Raw genomic sequence first — 16502 nt, forward strand, 5'->3', positions numbered from 1 at the left:
GCGAGCGAAGAGCGGGAGCTACCAAGGTCGTCTGAACGCGCTCCTCGATCCGGGGCCATCCTGTACTGCCGAGCATGCAGCACTCGGCTAACAGACAGCGCGCCGAGCCAGTGCGGTCTCGGTCGCTACAGCGTGTGGACGCCCGACAATCAGCGTGCAACGCTGCGCATCAGTCCCGCAAGGTTGCGTTCGCCGGCCGGTGGTGATGTGGTCCGTTTCAACCGGTGGGCAGACATCATTTTCCCGAACCGGCCACCTAACCAGCGTTGCCGGCACCCCACCCTTCGATCACGTAGAAGGGACGAAAGCGATGCAATCGTGCCCCGATTCACAGGATCGCGATCCCCGAACGACGTCGGCTGGTGAGGTGGTGCCTACTTGTTTCCTGATCGAGACGAGGCAATGCGCTGACGCCACAGCGCCTCTCCAAGCCGAGTGAGGGCAGCACCGAGATCCTTCCACTCATCCTCGGCAAACACGTCGCGGTCATACTCGGCGAGGAGCTGGTTTGCGCGCTCTAGCGCTTCGACGCCTTGGTCCGTCAGCTCAATCACCGCCGCACGGCCTTGGCCCACGCCACCGACCGTATTGACATAGCCTTCGGCGATCAGCGCTTCGACAATCGGGTGCAGGCTCTGCACTTTGATCCCTGCACGCCGTGCCAGCGCGCTGAACGAAATTCCTGGATCCGCCCGCAGATGCCCAAGGAGACCCAGTCGACGTAGGGACAGGCCCATCGCCTTCAGCCCGTCCTCAACTCGGGCTTCCAAGGATCGCGCCTGTAGGATCATGATCATCGTTGGACTCATCGGATACCCCGTCGAGCCGCTATGTCTCGCTTCTGCCACGCACGTCTCCTTGTCGGCCTCCCTGGCCCCACCGTGCCAGAACCTGCAGGTGGACTGTATACCGTTGTCCACATACCGGCTCTCCTCCAGCATCCCGCTCGGCCTCGTTGTTACGCTCGCCGACTACTCAGACGACGAACTGCGGGACCTGAGTCCGGCGCTTACCGTGCCGCGACGGCGCCCCGTGAAGTGGTTCTCGACGTAATAGGGTCCGTCCGTCGAGAGCGAGCCCCGTCCCGGCTAGGCCGTTTCCTTCGGATCACCTCGCGGACCAGATGAAGGTGCCGGCGAGGTGGAGCTCCGCGAGGTGGATGGTGGCGGTCTTGTCGTACCGAATGGCCAGGCCCCGCCATTGCCTGAGCTTACTGATGCGCCGCTCGACCGTGTTCCGCTGCTTGTAGGCCTCGTGGTCGAAGGTCTGGGGCCGGTCGCGGACCTGGGATGCGGCCCCGGCCGTGTGACGGCGCACCTGGCCGGGCTGGGAGTGTCCGCCTTCGGCCGAGCTTCTTCACGTCGACGTGGACCATGCCGCCGGGGCGCTCATGCTCGTACCGGACGACTTCGCGCAGGTCCTTGCCGATCGGCAGGTCCGGATCACGCAGCCGGCTCAGGCCACGTCGGACGAGGATGCGGTGCACGGCGGCCGGCACCACGGTGATGCCGTGCAGCCGCTCCAGTTCGGCAGCAAGCCGGGCGGGCCCGTACTTTCGTCCGCCGTCGGAGTGCCTCGACCAGGTCCGCGATATCCCTTCTCGTGCGGGTGGGACTGGCCGCCGGTCGGGAGGGTTGGTCGAGGATGCCGTCGTCGCCGTGCTCGCGCCATCGGGCGTACCACTTCGCCAGGCAGCGGCGGGAGATCCCGGCTTCAGCGGCGACGTGGGCGATCGGCCGCCCGACGGCCACGCGGAGGCACAGGCGCAGTCGACCCTCGGGCGTGAGTGAGGCATTGCGGTGTTCGGTCATGGTTGTACGCACAGGCAACAGTCATCGGCGCACCGAGGACAGAGAGTTCCACGCGATTGAGATTCGGCGCCGTGTGTCCCCCTTCCCACGTGGCGGCTCTACTGACCGCACGATTATGGCCGTTGCCACCAGCAGCCTCTTGGGAATTACGAGGCGGCCCACTGTCGCAACGGCGCTTCAGGCTGTTCCCGCAGCGGCTCCCTGAAGAAGGGACAGGCACCCGCACACGTCCCCCTCGCCGGGCTTTGGGGGCCAAGTCGATCAGGACCAGATCCAGGGTGTCCGGCGACATGTCGCCAAGCTGAGCCGTGATCAGTGTGCTCCCGGCGCTCGCTCCGGCCACGATCACGTTGCACCGCTCGCGGACTTCGGTCACGAGCCATCCATGCGTGCTGGTCCGACAGCGCCTGTCGGACTGCCCGAGTGACAGCGAGTTCCACGTCCGCGGGATCGAGGACACCGAAGGGCACGATACGGCTGGCGCCCCAGAGCCTCGTTCACCCACGCAATTGCGCCAGCCTACAGAGAGGTTGAGCAGCAACGGAGTTCAGCCCCCTCTGCTCTTGAGTCGCAGAGTCATGCTAGGTTTCAGTTGCCCTGCAAGTAGGGAGGCGATGGCATCCCTTCGTCACCACAACGGGCACTCCGCCGATGGCTTCGAACGCAAGCGCAGGACACCGAGTGGTGCCCTTCCATGGCCGGCGGAGGCGCGTCCACATACCTGCACCAAGGAACCTTCATGCTCACCGAAGACACCCTGAACTCCGCAAAGTGCAACCAGCCATGACCAAGATCCTCCTCTCTCTCCATGTCCTGGCCGCCATCATTGCGATCGGCCCTGTCAGTGTCGCCGCCAGCATGTTCCCGCCAGCCGCCCGTCGTGCGGTAGCCAACGGCCCAGATCCGTCCGGGACCGCAACCGTCCAGCTCTTGCACCGCATCTGCCGCGTCTATGCAGGCATCGGCCTGACCGTACCCGTCCTCGGCTTCGCCACCGCCTCCTACATGAACGCCCTGGGTAGCGGTTGGTTGATCACGTCCATCTTCCTGACCGCAGCCGCGGCCGGCATCCTCGTCGCTTTCGTGCTGCCCCGCCAGGACAAACTCCTCGATGACATCACCAACCACAACCCCATCGAACAGTCACGCACGGCTCGGCTAGCCATGTTCACCGGTTTCTTCAACCTGTTGTGGGCGATTGTCACCGTCCTGATGATCGTTCGCCCCGGCTCCACCACTGGAGCATGACCATGGGCCGCAACCGCACTCATCTAAAAATCGCGGCCGTGGTCGAGTTCGCCTCCCTGGCTGTCCTCCTGATCAACCTGGCCACCCTGCACTATCCCGCCGTTGCCTCGCTGACCGGCCCCATCCACGGCTGCGCGTACCTCGTCGCCATCCTCAGCGTCCTACGCGACCCAATGAAACGAGGCACGACCATCGTCCTGGCCCTCATCCCAGGCGCTGGAGCCGCCCTCGCCCTACGCCAACTCGCCTCCGCCAACGAAGAACCAACAGCAGCTGCGCGGGCCTGACCTGACTGCGCAAAAACACACCCTCAGTCCATGAACCCTGGACATGAACCTCGGCTCCTTGTGTCTTCCCCCGGACCACAAACCACGCGGGAACTGAAACTCTGAGGTTCCAAGCAGGATGTTGGGTACTCTGCCCGACTCCGCCGACGGTCGCGTCGTCACTTATCACGGTTGGCCGCTCTACCGATACGCCGCTGACAAGGCGCCGGGGCAACACCGCGGACAGGACGTCTTCCTGAACGGCGGCGAGTGGTACGTCATGACACCCGACGGTAAACCTCTCATCCCGTGAATTACGAACCCGGTAATAGGCGAACAAGCATCCGGTACAGAGTCTGCACTGAATATCAGGAGAATAAGGAACATGAGTGACGACACCCCCGCCACCGAGGCCGGCCGGATCCCGAACAAGGGCAAGCTGGCCAAGGACCTCAACGAGGTCATCCGCTACACCCTCTGGTCAGTCTTCAAGCTCCGCGACGTCCTGCCCGCGGACCGCGCCGGGTACGCCGAGGAGGTCCAGGAGCTGTTCGACCAGCTTGCCGACGAGGATGTCACGATCCGCGGCACCTACGACGTGTCGGGCCTGCGCGCGGACGCCGACCTCATGATCTGGTGGCACGCCGAGACCGCCGACCAGCTCCAGGAGGCGTACAACCTCTTCCGCCGCACCCGGCTGGGCCTGGCGCTCGAGCCGGTCTGGTCGAACATGGCGCTGCACCGCCCCGCCGAGTTCAACAAGTCGCACATCCCGGCGTTCCTCGCCGACGAGACGCCGCGCAACTACATCAGCGTCTACCCCTTCGTGCGCTCCTACGACTGGTACCTGCTGCCCGACGAGGACCGCCGCCGCATGCTCGCGGACCACGGCAAGATGGCCCGCGGCTACCCCGACGTCCGGGCCAACACCGTTGCCTCCTTCTCGCTCGGCGACTACGAGTGGATCCTCGCCTTCGAGGCCGACGAGCTGTACCGGATCGTCGACCTGATGCGCCACCTGCGGGCCTCCGAGGCGCGGATGCACGTCCGTGAGGAGGTTCCGTTCTACACGGGACGCCGCAAGGACATCGCCGAGCTGATCGCCAAGCTCGCCTGAGCGGAAGAGAAATGACCGGCTGACAGTACGGGTGTCCCAGGCCGGCCCGCCCTCGACGACTGCTGGCGGCGCTCACCGCACGCCGCCGGGCAGAGGATGCCGGCGCTCGGCGGCTCCGGTCCGCTGTGCTGCACACGTGTGTCGCCCGCAGGGGGCCGCCCGCGGTGGTCTTGGCGGCCTGGCCCTTCCCGCGTACCCGAGCCCGCGGGGATGTACACGGCTGCTCAGGTGCCATGGGCGAGAGTCCTCCGACTTTCTCCCTCTCGCTGGACACGGTCTGTCCGGTGACGGGTGCTGTGTCATGCCTGTCGAGCGCTCGGTGCCCTTGGCGATTCCGCTTCTGGCACCCGCACCGCCGGGCCGTAGCCACGCACTCGCCACCGACGGGCTCCGGCCCGGGGTGCTTCCGTGCGTGCACGGCGTTCGGCCGACGGGGGCGCGAGCGGATCGGGCCGGCTTGCCCCTCTCCCGGCATACGTGCCGCGCCGTTCAGCGGAGCGGACGGAATGCCCCACCGTTTCGTACGCAGGAGCCTTCCATGCACACCACCTCCACGCGCCGCGATCGCCGCCCTGCTGTTCGGCAGCACAACACTGACCGGCTGTTCCTCCTCGTCCCCGGTGGCACAGTCCACGTCGTCCTCACCCACGGAGTCCGTGGCCCACATCGAGCCGATGCTGAAGGTGACCGGCGCCTGCATACGCCAGCCGGTGACCGCCGAGATGGCCGCCGGCTACTTCACCATCACCAACACCGGCGGTCAGCCCGACGAGCTGACCAGTGTGACCAGCGACATCGCCTCGATGGTGACGATGCATCGCACCACGGTCGAGAACGAGAACCAGATGGAGCCGGTGGAGTCGTTCACCATCCCCGCGGGCGGCACCCTGGCCCTGCGCACTGGCGGCAACCACCTGATGCTGATGGGCCTGAAGCAGAAGCCGACAGCCGACGAGACGGTCACCTTGCACCTGCGATTCGCCGTATCCGACTCCATCACGGTCCAGGTCCCGGTCAAGCCGACGAAGTACCAGCCGTCGAACTGAGCCGAGGCGAGAGCCCGCGTGGAAACCGCCGCAAGCCTGAGGCCGCTATGCCGGGCCCTCGCCACCACCTCCACGGACTTCACAAGGCTGCCAACCCTGACATGTCAGACCACGGCACACGGCACCACGACGCCGGACATCCACACGACGACCACCACCGGCGAGCCGCCATCTCCCGCGCTGCTGACCACCGCGGACACCACCGGGGCCCTGGCCTCGTCGCCGGAACGGCGGCCGGCGCCGCCGCATACACGGCCCGAGACCACCTCACCCGCCACAAGCCCCAGTGCCGCCTTCACTGTTCCGGGCGGCACCACACCGGGCAAGCACGTCGGCCAATACCTGCTGGAGGGACGACATGGACGGCATGAATCACACGGACATGAATATGGATGGGCACATGACCGGGCCGATGTGGATGCCGATGGCACCACCGACCCTGGGACGGATGCTGGCCTGGCACCCCCAACCGTTGCCGGTCGAACCCCTCGCCTGCCTTCTGGCCCTGGCCCTCTACGGCCTGGCCGTATGGCGGCTGCGGCGCCGCGGCGACCGCTGGCCGCTGCACCGCACCCTGCTGTGGACCGCAGGCGTCCTCAGCCTCGCAGCGGTGACCTGCACCGGCATCAACGGCTACGGCATGATGCTGTTCAGCGTGCACATGGTCCAGCACATGGTGCTGTCCATGCTCTCGCCGATCCTGCTGCTGCTCGGCGCACCCGTCACCCTGGCCCTGCGGGCCCTGCCCACCGCCGGGAAGGGCCGCACCGGGCCCAGGGAGGTGATCACCTGGTTCCTGCACAGCCGCCTGGCCCGGGTGATCGCCTCCCCGCTGTTCACCTTGCCGCTGTTCATCGCCAGCCTCTACGTCCTGTACTTCACGCCGTTGTTCGATCTGTCCATGCGCAGCTGGCTCGGTCACGAATGGATGCTGGTGCACTTCCTGGCCACCGGCCTGCTGTTCTTCTGGCCCATCATGGGCGTCGACCCCGCCCCCCCGGCGCCCGTCCCATGTACTGCGGATGCTGGAGCTGTTCATCGGCATGCCGTTCCACGCCTTCTTCGGCATCGCCGTGATGATGTCCAGCGGCCTGATCGTCGGCTTCTACGCCCACCCACCGCCTTCCTGGCACGTCGCCCCGCTCGACGACCAGAACATGGGCGGCGGAATCGCCTGGGCGTTCAGCGAGATCCCCACCGTGCTGGTGCTGATCGCACTGCTCGTCCAGTGGGCCGCCAGCGACCGCCGCGCCGCCCTTCGCAGCGACCGCAAGGCCGACCGCGACGACGACGCCGAACTCGCCGCCTACAACGCCTACCTGGCCCAGGTCGCCGCCCGGGACAGGACGGCAACCACGACCCGGCCAGCTTGATCCTTTCAAGTCCCACCTGGACAAACGCTGGGTCCTTCTCCAGACCGGTGGCGAAGGAGTGGAGGCCAAAAAGCTCCTCGGCTTGCACGCTGACGACCCAGTCCTTCGGAAGCTGGCGCACTCATGCGACGGAGGCTGGTCAGCGGCGTGCGAAGCAGCGCCCAGTACCGCGTTCGTAAGGCCTCTCGTAGTGTTTGAAGACCTCTTCTTCCCGCTCGACCGGCGAGACGTCATCCATGCCCATGGACGGCGCCTTCCTCACCAGCCCTCTCCCGTGCGCGCCGGTTGGACGGGCGGATCAGCGCAGTCCGGCGAAGAGATCGTTCTCGGGTATGGCCGCGCCGGTGGCGTCCTGGACACGTACGAAGGTCTCCATGCCCATCAACTCGCCGAACCTCTCCTTGCCCATCTTGAGGAAGAAGATGTTCTCGCCCTGACTGGTGTGCGCGGCCAACGCGTCGAACTTCTGACCGCTGAACCCCGTCGTGTCCACCCACGTGGTGATCTCATCGTCGGGGAGGCCGATCTCGGCCATCGCAGCGGCCTCTGCAGGATCCGGCTCCGGCATGTCCTCATGAAACTCGCGCATGACCTCGCCGAACCGCTGCATCATCGAGCGGGGCATCGTCGTCCAGTACACCTTCGGTGTCAGCGCGGTCATCTCCAGCGCCGCCATCGTGATGCGGTGGGCCTGGATGTGGTCGGGGTGGCCGTAGAAGCCGTTCTCGTCGTAGGTGACGACGACATCGGGCCGGTAGTGCCGCATGAGTTCCGCGAGTCGGGCCGCGCCTTCCTGCACGGGGGTCTGCCAGAAGGATCCGGGGGCGTCGTTGCTTGGCCAGCCCGTCATCCCGGAGTCGGCATAGTCCAGCATCTCCAGATCGCTGACCTTCAGGACGTCACAGCTCGCCTCAAGTTCCTGGCGGCGCATCAAGGCGACCGCCGCCGGATCGTGCCCGGGATCGCCCGGCTTGACACCTCCCGGACCGTCACCGCAACCGCCGTCGGTACACGTCACCAGAACCGTGCGGATGCCTTCCGCCGCGTACCGCGCAAGGACCCCTCCGGTTCCGGTGGCCTCGTCGTCGGGGTGGGCGTGTACTGCCATGAGCGTCAAGGGCCGTTCAGTCATGAAACAGTTCCTCCTGCAGAAATACGTCTTGGTCCGAGTGCGCGGCGTGCGTACCGCGATCCTGGGGCCCGGATCCTGGTGGGGCGGACGACCTTGTGGTCTCCGTGTTCCCTGCCCGTGCGGCGCCGGTTCCTCGGTCGATGCAACCATGCCGGCGGGCTGGCTGTTCCCTGCGCGTCCGCTTGGGCCGAATCGGCAAGCTCCGCGAACGCCCCCGCGGCAAGTCGTACCAGCCCGGCGAGGCATGGTTCGCCACCGGCAAGTCCATCGTCGACGACAAAGCCGCCCAGTCCGCCGTCACCGAAATCCTCAACTGAACCAAGGACGCAGGTTCACCAGGCGGATTGGCTGCCGAGTCGCCGAAGGGCCGCTTCAGACCGCGCAAAGGAGACAGAGACCGCCGATAGTCGTCATGTCGGATCATTTGAGCAGTCCAGGGAGCAAGGAGAAGCCAATGCAGTTACGCAACGTCCAGCTTGATGACGTCGATGCATACGTCAGAATGCGGTGCGATCCCGCCATGATGACCGACCTCGGCGGACCACTGCCACGCGAAGGCATGGAGGACAAAGTCCGACGCGACGTCCACAAGGCAGCGGCAGATCGCGACTGGACCAAGATGATCATCCCTGACCCTGCCGCACCTGAAGTCGTGGCAGGAACGGTGACCATATGGTCTCACGACACCGAGGACGGGCCCATGTCGGAGATCGGATGGATGGTCCTGCCGGAATTCCAGGGACGCGGACTGGCCAAACTCGCGGTCCGCACCTTGCTCGAACAGGCACGGGACGAGGACCGCTGGGGGCTCGTGCACGCATTTCCAGCAACGGGCAACGGACCTTCGAACGGCATCTGCCGATCTCTCGGCTTCCAGTTCATCGACGAACGCAATGTGACATTCGCGGACCGAGTTCTACAAGCCAACCACTGGGCCATCAACGCCAGCACTGCCCTCACACGAAGGTGACCTCCAGTCATCTGGTGCCAGGTGACGCGCAAAGCCCACATGAACCACCCCGACACCTTGCCGACCAAAACGACACCTCACCGACAACCGCCCCGTTGGGACCACTCCCAGCGGGGCATTTCGTCTCGTTCGTCGGCATCCTCAGCGCCGCACCGTCGGCATTTTCAGTGTCGCTCAACAACCTGTTCCGTGTACGAGACGCCGAGCTGCTGCCCGCGCCGCGCACCCAGCTCGCCGCCGAGCGCCTCCCCGCAACCCCGGCCGCAGAGCAGAAACCGCGTCCGACGGCCGGGCGCCGCGCGCTCGGGGCCGGCCCCGCCTCACCCAACGGCGACGCAACTGTCACAGATGCGGTGACACCGAGGCTATGACAGCCAGGGCGCGCCCCCTGAAGACAGACCGTGTCCGGATCGTCGAGGGGATCATCGAGCCGGTGACACCGACCTGGGACCACGAACGCGCCGCGAAAGCGGTCCGGCGGCAGATCGAGGACCGGGTCGACGAGCTCGGCTGCGTCGAAGGATCCGGGAACCTCGATCTGCCCGGGACATCGAACCGGTACGTCCCCGACATTGCCGTCGTTCCCGAGGACCTCGCGAAGGGCGGCGGCGCGCTCCTCCCCGACCAGACGCACCTCATCGTCGAGGTGACGTCGGAGTCGAACGCCGAAACGAACCAGGTCGTGAAGCGCCGCCGGTCGGCCGAGTACGGGGCTGCCCTGTACCTGCTCTTCGACCGGATCGAGGGAAGCGTCACCCTGTTCTCCGAGCCCGGCCGACTCGGCTGCACCCTCATTGATGGCCCCCACCCGTTCGGGACGGCCATCCGCCTGCCCGAACCGTTCGACCTGGACCTGGACACCAGCCGCCTCGCATCCTGACCGCAGAACCCGCCTGACGATGGCCGAAGTGCGGTCACCCAGAGGAAGTCTCCGAGCCATTTCCGAACGGTCACGCGGTCGACACCTGTCTGCGGGGCGAACCCTGACTCGGTGGCATCACCGGCGCTCGACGAGGGTGCAGGCGAGGCTGGTGAAGGCGAGGAAGTGCTCGGCCTTGCGTTCGTAGCGGCAGTGCAGGCGGCGGCAGCCTGCGAGCCCCGGCGGGGAGGGGGACCAGCCGCCGTCGATGACGGTCTGGGCCATCTCCGCGCGCGGTCGGCCGGCCTCGGCCCGTTCACCCGGCACGGGCGGGTGAACGGCGGCGATCGCGTAGGAGACGGCGGGCGGCAGGCCGGGAATGACGCCGGGCCACACGTCGTCCAGCGCGTGCGCGGCCGACGTGAACACGTCCCCGACTGGTGAAGAGGCAGTGTTCCAACCCTGCACTGTTCTTGCCCGCGTGCCGTGTTCCTCGCGTTCAGGCCCCCCGCCGCTGCGGCCACGGATAACCAAGCTGTCTGGCGTACTCCGGAGATCCGCCGCAGACCTCGGCTGTCTGACGTGGGTCACCCGCCACGAGTTGCCCAGCAAGTCTCTCGGCCTGACTTTCAGGGTCGTCATTGGAGACGTCAAGCACCATCCGGAACTGCAGCCATGGGCGATCTTCCCCGATGGCCGAGCGGCCCGGATGGAAGAGGAAGAGGTTGATCTGGTCAGGCTCCCAAAGCCAGGCGGACACACCGCCGAGTTCACATTCCCATTGTGCTGGCCATCTGGCGCGCTCTCTGAGATCCAGCTCCAACAGCCGCGCAACGGTGCGTGCTGGCCACTCCCAGCTGTGGTCCGCAACGGCTCGCTCTACCTCTGTCTGGTACTCCCGAGCATCGAACCAGAACTCAGGCAGGTCAACGTTGTCCTCGTCGGGGTTCCGCCACTCGCTCCAGATCACGTGGTCGCCGTCGCGCCGGATGGTCACGTAGAGAGCGCCGCAGCACCCTTCGGTGCACGTTGCCTCGGCCAGCCGTACCTCGTGAGGCTCAGGACCAGCCATGAGAGGGCCATCCGGCAGCAAGAGGTACTTGGGATCTTCGCCCGGCCCTTCCGTGAACACCTCAGCCAAGATGTCCTCACTGTCGACCACCGGTCGGACCTCGACGCCTGCGCCCCTCTGCGGAAGATCAGGAACGACAACATGGAGGGTGAGGCAACGCTTCTTGGTCGTCATCGAGCGATTTTCGGGCCTGCCACATCAAGGTGTCGCAGCATTTCTCGCGGATGGTCCCGTCACTGGTCCTTCAAGATCTCTCCGGCGGCTTAGCGGCACCCGTCTCGGGTTCGTGCTCGAATCGCTGGAACTCGTCCAGGGGATCGGTGCTCCCCGCTGCGTACAACTCGTACGCGACCTCGTCCCGCGCTTCAAAGACCATCCGGTGGCCCAAGGCGTTCCAGAACTCCTGCAGCGCGTTGCTTGAGTGGGCCGCCGTTGACCGCACGCTTCAGTTCAGCGCGGCGGGATATGACGCCCGGCCGGGGATCGATCCGGACGGGGTCGCCCCGATCCGTAGCGCGCCCATCACGAGGTAGAAGGGTTCCGCGTTCGGTCGGCACCGATGGTGAGTCGTGCGAAGCCGAAGCGGCGGGCCTGCGTCATGGTGTGCTCGAACAAGAGCCGGCCGATGCCCCGGCCCAGCGCGTCCGGGGCGACGAACCTCATGCCGAGGCCGCCCTGGGGGCGGGGCGCCGTCCAGGGTGGTGAAGCCCAGGAAGCGGCGGTCCTCCTCGGCGACGGCGGTCGAGGTCGGCCGGGTGCAGAGTGAGTTCGTCACGGCAGGAGGCGAGGAACGCCTCGTCGTAGCCCCAGTGGGCCTTCGAGGCCATCGCCAGCTCGGTCAGCTCCCCGGCCTCGGATCGCTGTGCCGCTCATACCTCCATGTCCGCCGGACTCCCTTCCCTCGGTGTGCGGTTCGCCGCTCGCACAGCTCCCATCCGCTCAAGCACAGTGCGAGGACGAGCAGGGCGCCCCAACGGAGGGCGGCGACGCCCGCGTTCGGAGCACCCGGTGCGGGGAACAGGGCGAACCGGTCCGGCAGCAGGAGCGCCGTCGCGAGCAGCAGGACCAGTGCCGGGGCCGCGAGTGGGCTGCCCGATCCGGAGGCCGAGAGCCGCAGCCCCAGCAGGGCCAGGGCCAGCGTGAGCACGGCGAGTGCGGCACCCTCCGTAGCAAGGGCGCCGAGCGGGAAGGCCTCCCGCCCCCTGGCCGCCACCCCGAGCCGGGCGAGACCGGCCGAGGCACCCCAGAAGACCCCGAAGGCCATGAGCCCCAAGGCCATCCGCAGGCCCTTGCGCAGTGCCTTCGTCACCGGCAGCACCTCGGTCGTACGGGCGGCGGGATCGTCCAGCAGGAAGGCGAGTCCGAGGGCGCCGAGCACGGTGGCGAACCGCAGCAGCAGCGCAGCCGAGGCCGGTTCGATGTGGGTGTGGAACGCGGCGGGGCCGGCCGTGACGGCCAGCCCCGCCGTTCCGGCTGCCAGCAGGGGGCGGGTGCGGGCCGCGCGCAGGTCGGGGCGCAGGAGCGCGCAGAGCACCGCGACGGGGGCGGCAGGGGTGGCGGGGCTCATACGGCGCACACCCCTTCGTCCTCCCTGGGCGCGGGCGGGGGTGCGGGGACACCGAGGAGGGCTGCCGCCCGGTCGGTGGTGGTGGACGGTGCGCTGAGTTCGGCCCAGGACCGCTGCACCCTGGCACCGATGTCGGCGGCGTCTCGTCCCAACAGCTCGTCCACGAGGCCCTGTTCGCGGCGGTTGAAGCCGAGTCCGGTGTCCGCGTCGAAGCTGTTGAGCATGATGCCACCGAAGGACCGCCCGGCCAGGGAGTCGTAGGCGGCCCGGGTATCGGTGGTCGACCGGACGGCGAGCCAGAGCGTGAGCACTCCCCTGGAGCGGCAGACCACGCCGTGTTCGGGGGCGGGTGAGGACTCCCGGGTCACCGACCGGTGAGCGAGGCTTGCGGCGAAGGCGAGCATCCGGTCGCCCGCCACGTCGCTGTGCGTGCCCCAGTCCGTGCCGACCGGCAGGGCGTCGGGCGTCCGGGCCGCACGGTCGTCGGCCGCCCAGCTCTCCAGTGGCAGCGGGGGTACGAGACCGCCGGCGGGCAGGTCCGGAACGAGGTGCTGACGTACGACGTACCTCTTCTCCCGCGCACCCTTTGGCACCCACCGCCGTATCCCCTCGGCAACCTGCGCCCACTGCTGGGAGCGGTCCGCGAACTCGGGGAACGCGCAGTAGTCGACGGGTCCGCGCATACCGCACACCTGCTGCGAGGACGGAGCCCGTTCGGCCGCCGAGCGGGCCCTGGAGACCTCGTCCGGGACACCGCGCAGCTGCACGCATCCCGCGACGAGCGCGAGGGCCAGGGCGAGGCCGGTCACGGCCCCGAGGCCGGGGGTGACACGGCGGCCGGAGCGCAGCAGGGCCACGGCCGCCACCAGGGCCAGCAGCGCGGCCAGATAGAGCAGGTGCCAGCCCGCCGGACGGTGCATGAGGGAGCTGGGCAGCGGCGCCCGGTTCTCGTCCTCCACGGCGACGAGACCCCACCAGCGCCAGTCCGACCGCGGCTGGAGGGCACCGGCCACCGTCACGATGCCGAGCCCGGCCACCATGAGCGGCCCGGCCGCCACGGACCGTACGAGACGGGCGGCGAGGACGCCGATCGCACCGGAAAGCAGGACGACGAACGGTCCAGTGGCGAGTTCGGCCCCGGAGGGACTGCCGACCGCCCCGTCCTGCATCACCGCGTAACCGGTACGGGCCCCGGCAACGGCCGCCGACAGTGCGGCGAGCGGCAGCAGGGAGAGCAGGTGGGCGCAGGTGCGCCGCCAAGGCGGGAGCACCAGGAGGTCGAACATCGCGTCGGTGCCGTGCCGGTGGGGGCGCAGCGCGGCGAGGTTGGCCGCGAGGAGTGTTCCCGCCGCGATCAGTAGGAGCGGTGGTTGGGTGTAGCGGTCCTCGTCCTGCAGCACCGGGTAGCGGTCGTGTCCCGCGTACGCGCTGTACGCCCACTGTGCCGCGTACAGCGCGAACGCGACGAGCACGGCGGGGTGCCGCAGCAGCCGCACCGCTTCGGTACGGGCCAGTGACCGCGTGGCGGATCGCGCCGCGGAGTCCGTACCGTCGCCGCCGGGCCGTGCAGGGGCCTCGGTCGTCGTGGCGGTCATGCCGTGACCCCCCGTCCTGCCGTTCGGGTCGTGGCGTCGAGGAGCAGCAGATAACCGTCCTCCAACGCCGGAGCCACTGTCTCGGCATCCGGGGGCGGGCTGCCGATGTTGCGGAACGTCCCCGCGCCGGTGCGCCAGCCCGCGAGTGCGTGAGGGTCGCGTTCGGCGCTGCTCCACACCCGGCCCTCGGCAACGGCGCTCAGCCCCGCCGGGTCGCCGTCGAACTTCACGGCCCCGTGGTCGAGGACCACCACACGGTGACAGAGCGCGGAGACGTCCTCCGTCTGGTGGGTGGAGAGCAGAACCGTACGCCCCTCACCGGCTTCGGCGATCAACTCACGGAATCTCAGGCGCTGTTCGGGGTCGAGTCCGACGGTCGGCTCGTCCAGGACGAGGAGTTCGGGCGCACCCGTGAGCGCGGCGGCCAGCGCCACCCGCTGCCGCATCCCGCCGGAGAGGGCTTTCATGCGCCGGCCCCGGTGCTCGCTCATCCCGACGGCGTCGAGCACTCGGCGGACCTCGTCGTGCCTGCGTGCCCGGTGGGTCATCTCCTTGAGGATCGCCACGTAGTCCACGAACTCGAAGACGGTGAAGTGCGGATGGAAGCCTGGGTCCTGCGGCAGGAATCCGAGCCGCCGCCGGATCTCGGTCCGCTCCCGGGGGTCGCGGGGGTCGCGGCCGAGCACGCTGATCTCCCCGCTGTCGGGGACGAGTGCGGTGGCCACGGTGCGCAGCAGGGTGGTCTTGCCCGCGCCGTTGGGCCCGAGCAGACCGGTGACTCCGGCCCGCAGCACCAGAGTCACCGAGTCGAGCGCCACGGAACGGCGGTACCGCACACCCAACTCTCTTGTCCGAATGGTGTGTTCGATCGTCATCGGGCAGTCCTCCATCGGTGGGCGGGCCGGTCGAACGCGGTACGGGAGAGCAGGACGACCGTCGAGGCCGCGGCAAGCACCGCGGCCGAGGCGAGCTGCCCCTGGGCGGTGAAGACGGCATGCGAGTCACGGGTGACGGCCAGGAGCGCCAGCCAGCCCGCCCCGGCCGCTGCCGCCGCCGTCGTGGATTCCATCCGGACGGCGAGGGCGAGGCTCACCGCGGTGAGCGCGCATCCCGGCAGCAGCCAGCCGAGGGTGACGCGTGCGGGCCCGGGCAGCACCGTGCTCGCGGCAGCGGTGAGCGCGACGCAGGTGGCGAGCACGACCGCGGTGCGCAGCAGGACGAGCCGGAAGGCCCGCACCGGGGTGACCAGACCCATGTCGTGCGCGGGATCCCAGCGTCTGCCGTACGAGACGGCCACGCCGGTCACGGGCAGCAGCGGGGCGAGGCCGAGGAAGACCAGAGGGGTGCCGGACGGTTCCGCGAGCCGTGCGACCAAGGCGGCCAGCAGCAGTGTCAGGGCTGCCCCGCCTACCCAGGACGCGCGCAGTGCCGGGGTGGCGGCCAGCAGCCTGGCCAGGTGGTCCGGCACCCCGCCACGCAGCAGCAGCCGCTCTCCCGGGCCCGGCACGGGCGCGTCGATCGCCGCGTCGAGTCGTCCCCAGCCACGGTCCGCGGCGGCCGGGTCGAGGTGGTCGGCGAGCCTCGCACGGCAGAGTCGGCAGCCGTCGAGGTGAGGTTCGACGGTGCGCAGGGCGACGGTCGCCGTCTCGCCGCGTGCGTAGCTGTGGAGCAAGGGGTCGGGCGGGTGTGGGTCGCCGCTCCGGTACGTCGTCATCGTCGTCTCCTCGCGCGCCCGGGCATCGGGCTCGGTCCTGGTTCCGGTTCGGGCCCTGGTTCCGGGCCCCCGAGTTCCCGCTTCAGCAGTGTGCGGGCGCGCATCGCGCGGGTTTTCACGGTGCCGGGTGGCAGTGCCAGCAGGCTCGCCGTCTGCCGTACGGTCAGGCCGTCCACGACCAGGGTCTGCATGACCTGCCGCAACTCGGTGGGCAGCCTGGCCAGCGCGTCGGCCAGATCACCGTGTTCGGCGCTGTCGAGCACCCGTTCCTCGGCGGACCGCTCAACGCGCGGGCGCGCCCGTCGCAGCGCCTGCCACAGCCGTGCGCGGGCACCGCCCGCACGGGCCTGGTCCACGAGCCGCCGGGAGGCGACGCGCCACAGCCAGCCCGCCATGTCGTCGATCCGCGGTGGCGGCCGGCCGGGCGAGGAACAGCTGCGCCAGAGGCCCAGGAACGTCTCCTGAACCATGTCGTCGAGCAGCGATTCGTCGGCACAGCGGTGGCGCAGCCTGGCGGTCAGCCAGGGGGCGTAGTGACGGTAGAGCAGCTCGAAGGCGACGCGGTCCCCGTCGGCGACCGCCGCCACGAGGTCCGCTTCGGTATCCGCGTCCAGGGGCTCTCTGTTCACACCCCTTCGTCGTCCGGGGTGGGCCGACCGGTTCACCATCGAGACGTGACGCGCGCCACATCGATCAGGGAGTGCCTTCAGGCCCGCCCGACTGTCAGACCCC

General features: G+C 68.5%; 17 protein-coding genes and 4 pseudogenes. 10 read left to right on the plus strand and 11 right to left on the minus strand.

The features are described 5' to 3' along the window. Positions 1-374: 374 nt before the first annotated feature. Positions 375-848: a MarR family winged helix-turn-helix transcriptional regulator gene (locus ACIRP2_RS38185; protein WP_404258372.1), complete on the minus strand. Its 474-nt coding sequence runs from the start codon at positions 846-848 to the stop codon at positions 375-377. A 307-nt stretch (positions 849-1155) separates the two neighbouring features. On the opposite strand from ACIRP2_RS38185, the pseudogene ACIRP2_RS38190 reads away from it, so the two are divergent. After that, a pseudogene (locus tag ACIRP2_RS38190) lies at positions 1156-1347 on the plus strand (hypothetical protein); the annotation flags it as partial. A gap of 95 nt (positions 1348-1442) precedes the next feature. On the opposite strand, the gene ACIRP2_RS38195 reads toward ACIRP2_RS38190, so the two are convergent. After that, a complete protein-coding gene (locus tag ACIRP2_RS38195) occupies positions 1443-1811 on the minus strand; it encodes a helix-turn-helix domain-containing protein (protein WP_404258373.1) in 369 nt (122 codons plus the stop codon). Between the two features lie 783 nt (positions 1812-2594). Here ACIRP2_RS38195 and ACIRP2_RS38200 point away from each other — a divergent pair. From ACIRP2_RS38200 to ACIRP2_RS38225, 6 genes and pseudogenes are all read left to right on the plus strand, one after another. After that, positions 2595-3059: a DUF2269 family protein gene (locus ACIRP2_RS38200; RefSeq protein WP_404258374.1), complete on the plus strand. Its 465-nt coding sequence runs from the start codon at positions 2595-2597 to the stop codon at positions 3057-3059. Further along, a complete protein-coding gene (locus ACIRP2_RS38205; protein WP_404258375.1) occupies positions 3056-3346 on the plus strand; it encodes a DUF3817 domain-containing protein in 291 nt (96 codons plus the stop codon). Before ACIRP2_RS38200 ends, ACIRP2_RS38205 begins: the two co-directional genes overlap by 4 nt. Before the next feature lie 118 nt (positions 3347-3464). Next, complete coding sequence (locus ACIRP2_RS38210; RefSeq protein WP_404258376.1) at positions 3465-3638, plus strand: hypothetical protein; 174 nt, start codon at positions 3465-3467, stop codon at positions 3636-3638. A gap of 72 nt (positions 3639-3710) precedes the next feature. Beyond that, on the plus strand, positions 3711-4442 hold the full coding sequence (hemQ, locus tag ACIRP2_RS38215; RefSeq protein ID WP_404258377.1) for a hydrogen peroxide-dependent heme synthase: 732 nt from the start codon (positions 3711-3713) through the stop codon (positions 4440-4442). Between the two features lie 506 nt (positions 4443-4948). After that, complete coding sequence (locus ACIRP2_RS38220) at positions 4949-5488, plus strand: copper chaperone PCu(A)C (protein WP_404258378.1); 540 nt, start codon at positions 4949-4951, stop codon at positions 5486-5488. Between the two features lie 382 nt (positions 5489-5870). Beyond that, a pseudogene (locus ACIRP2_RS38225) lies at positions 5871-6861 on the plus strand (cytochrome c oxidase assembly protein). A 298-nt stretch (positions 6862-7159) separates the two neighbouring features. Here ACIRP2_RS38225 and ACIRP2_RS38230 read toward each other — a convergent pair. Continuing rightward, complete coding sequence (locus tag ACIRP2_RS38230; protein ID WP_404258379.1) at positions 7160-7993, minus strand: PIG-L family deacetylase; 834 nt, start codon at positions 7991-7993, stop codon at positions 7160-7162. Between the two features lie 182 nt (positions 7994-8175). On the opposite strand from ACIRP2_RS38230, the gene ACIRP2_RS38235 reads away from it, so the two are divergent. From ACIRP2_RS38235 to ACIRP2_RS38245, 3 genes are all read left to right on the plus strand, one after another. Then, a complete protein-coding gene (locus ACIRP2_RS38235) occupies positions 8176-8310 on the plus strand; it encodes a hypothetical protein (protein WP_404258380.1) in 135 nt (44 codons plus the stop codon). A 137-nt stretch (positions 8311-8447) separates the two neighbouring features. Then, positions 8448-8963 carry a GNAT family N-acetyltransferase gene (locus tag ACIRP2_RS38240; protein ID WP_404258381.1) on the plus strand — a complete coding sequence of 172 codons (516 nt, stop codon included), beginning with the start codon at positions 8448-8450 and terminating at the stop codon, positions 8961-8963. Between the two features lie 367 nt (positions 8964-9330). After that, positions 9331-9843: a Uma2 family endonuclease gene (locus ACIRP2_RS38245; RefSeq protein ID WP_404258382.1), complete on the plus strand. Its 513-nt coding sequence runs from the start codon at positions 9331-9333 to the stop codon at positions 9841-9843. A 117-nt stretch (positions 9844-9960) separates the two neighbouring features. Here ACIRP2_RS38245 and ACIRP2_RS38250 read toward each other — a convergent pair. From ACIRP2_RS38250 to ACIRP2_RS38285, 8 genes and pseudogenes are all read right to left on the minus strand, one after another. After that, a pseudogene (locus tag ACIRP2_RS38250) lies at positions 9961-10059 on the minus strand (IS5/IS1182 family transposase); the annotation flags it as partial. Between the two features lie 262 nt (positions 10060-10321). Then, positions 10322-11068, minus strand: coding sequence for a hypothetical protein (locus ACIRP2_RS38255; RefSeq protein WP_404258383.1), 747 nt, complete (start codon positions 11066-11068; stop codon positions 10322-10324). Positions 11069-11339: 271 nt separating this feature from the next. Further along, positions 11340-11721, minus strand: a pseudogene (locus tag ACIRP2_RS38260) (GNAT family N-acetyltransferase). 11 nt (positions 11722-11732) lie between these two features. After that, complete coding sequence (locus ACIRP2_RS38265) at positions 11733-12461, minus strand: ABC transporter (RefSeq protein WP_404258384.1); 729 nt, start codon at positions 12459-12461, stop codon at positions 11733-11735. Next, positions 12458-14056 carry an ABC transporter permease gene (locus ACIRP2_RS38270; RefSeq protein ID WP_404258385.1) on the minus strand — a complete coding sequence of 533 codons (1599 nt, stop codon included), beginning with the start codon at positions 14054-14056 and terminating at the stop codon, positions 12458-12460. Before ACIRP2_RS38270 ends, ACIRP2_RS38265 begins: the two co-directional genes overlap by 4 nt. Continuing rightward, positions 14053-14931, minus strand: coding sequence for an ABC transporter ATP-binding protein (locus ACIRP2_RS38275; RefSeq protein WP_404258386.1), 879 nt, complete (start codon positions 14929-14931; stop codon positions 14053-14055). Before ACIRP2_RS38275 ends, ACIRP2_RS38270 begins: the two co-directional genes overlap by 4 nt. Beyond that, entirely contained in the window at positions 14928-15770 is an 843-nt protein-coding gene (locus tag ACIRP2_RS38280; RefSeq protein ID WP_404258387.1) for a zf-HC2 domain-containing protein, read from the minus strand. Before ACIRP2_RS38280 ends, ACIRP2_RS38275 begins: the two co-directional genes overlap by 4 nt. Continuing rightward, positions 15767-16399 carry an RNA polymerase sigma factor gene (locus ACIRP2_RS38285; RefSeq protein WP_404258388.1) on the minus strand — a complete coding sequence of 211 codons (633 nt, stop codon included), beginning with the start codon at positions 16397-16399 and terminating at the stop codon, positions 15767-15769. The genes ACIRP2_RS38280 and ACIRP2_RS38285 overlap by 4 nt, the downstream gene beginning before the upstream one ends. Between the last annotated feature and the right edge of the window lie 103 nt (positions 16400-16502).

It is taken from the genome of Streptomyces sp. NPDC101194, assembly GCF_044767885.1.
Lineage (GTDB): Bacteria > Actinomycetota > Actinomycetes > Streptomycetales > Streptomycetaceae > Streptomyces.

What these genes read in the sequence shown, in the direction of transcription:
- ACIRP2_RS38195 (WP_404258373.1), bottom strand. Translation starts at nt 1,811, where the DNA reads ATGACCGAACACCGCAATGCCTCACTCACGCCCGAGGGTCGACTGCGC.
- ACIRP2_RS38200 (WP_404258374.1), top strand. Translation starts at nt 2,595, where the DNA reads ATGACCAAGATCCTCCTCTCTCTCCATGTCCTGGCCGCCATCATTGCG.
- ACIRP2_RS38205 (WP_404258375.1), top strand. Translation starts at nt 3,056, where the DNA reads ATGACCATGGGCCGCAACCGCACTCATCTAAAAATCGCGGCCGTGGTC.
- ACIRP2_RS38210 (WP_404258376.1), top strand. Translation starts at nt 3,465, where the DNA reads ATGTTGGGTACTCTGCCCGACTCCGCCGACGGTCGCGTCGTCACTTAT.
- hemQ (WP_404258377.1), top strand. Translation starts at nt 3,711, where the DNA reads ATGAGTGACGACACCCCCGCCACCGAGGCCGGCCGGATCCCGAACAAG.
- ACIRP2_RS38220 (WP_404258378.1), top strand. Translation starts at nt 4,949, where the DNA reads ATGCCCCACCGTTTCGTACGCAGGAGCCTTCCATGCACACCACCTCCA.
- ACIRP2_RS38230 (WP_404258379.1), bottom strand. Translation starts at nt 7,993, where the DNA reads ATGACTGAACGGCCCTTGACGCTCATGGCAGTACACGCCCACCCCGAC.
- ACIRP2_RS38240 (WP_404258381.1), top strand. Translation starts at nt 8,448, where the DNA reads ATGCAGTTACGCAACGTCCAGCTTGATGACGTCGATGCATACGTCAGA.
- ACIRP2_RS38245 (WP_404258382.1), top strand. Translation starts at nt 9,331, where the DNA reads ATGACAGCCAGGGCGCGCCCCCTGAAGACAGACCGTGTCCGGATCGTC.
- ACIRP2_RS38255 (WP_404258383.1), bottom strand. Translation starts at nt 11,068, where the DNA reads ATGACGACCAAGAAGCGTTGCCTCACCCTCCATGTTGTCGTTCCTGAT.
- ACIRP2_RS38265 (WP_404258384.1), bottom strand. Translation starts at nt 12,461, where the DNA reads ATGAGCCCCGCCACCCCTGCCGCCCCCGTCGCGGTGCTCTGCGCGCTC.
- ACIRP2_RS38270 (WP_404258385.1), bottom strand. Translation starts at nt 14,056, where the DNA reads ATGACCGCCACGACGACCGAGGCCCCTGCACGGCCCGGCGGCGACGGT.
- ACIRP2_RS38275 (WP_404258386.1), bottom strand. Translation starts at nt 14,931, where the DNA reads ATGACGATCGAACACACCATTCGGACAAGAGAGTTGGGTGTGCGGTAC.
- ACIRP2_RS38280 (WP_404258387.1), bottom strand. Translation starts at nt 15,770, where the DNA reads ATGACGACGTACCGGAGCGGCGACCCACACCCGCCCGACCCCTTGCTC.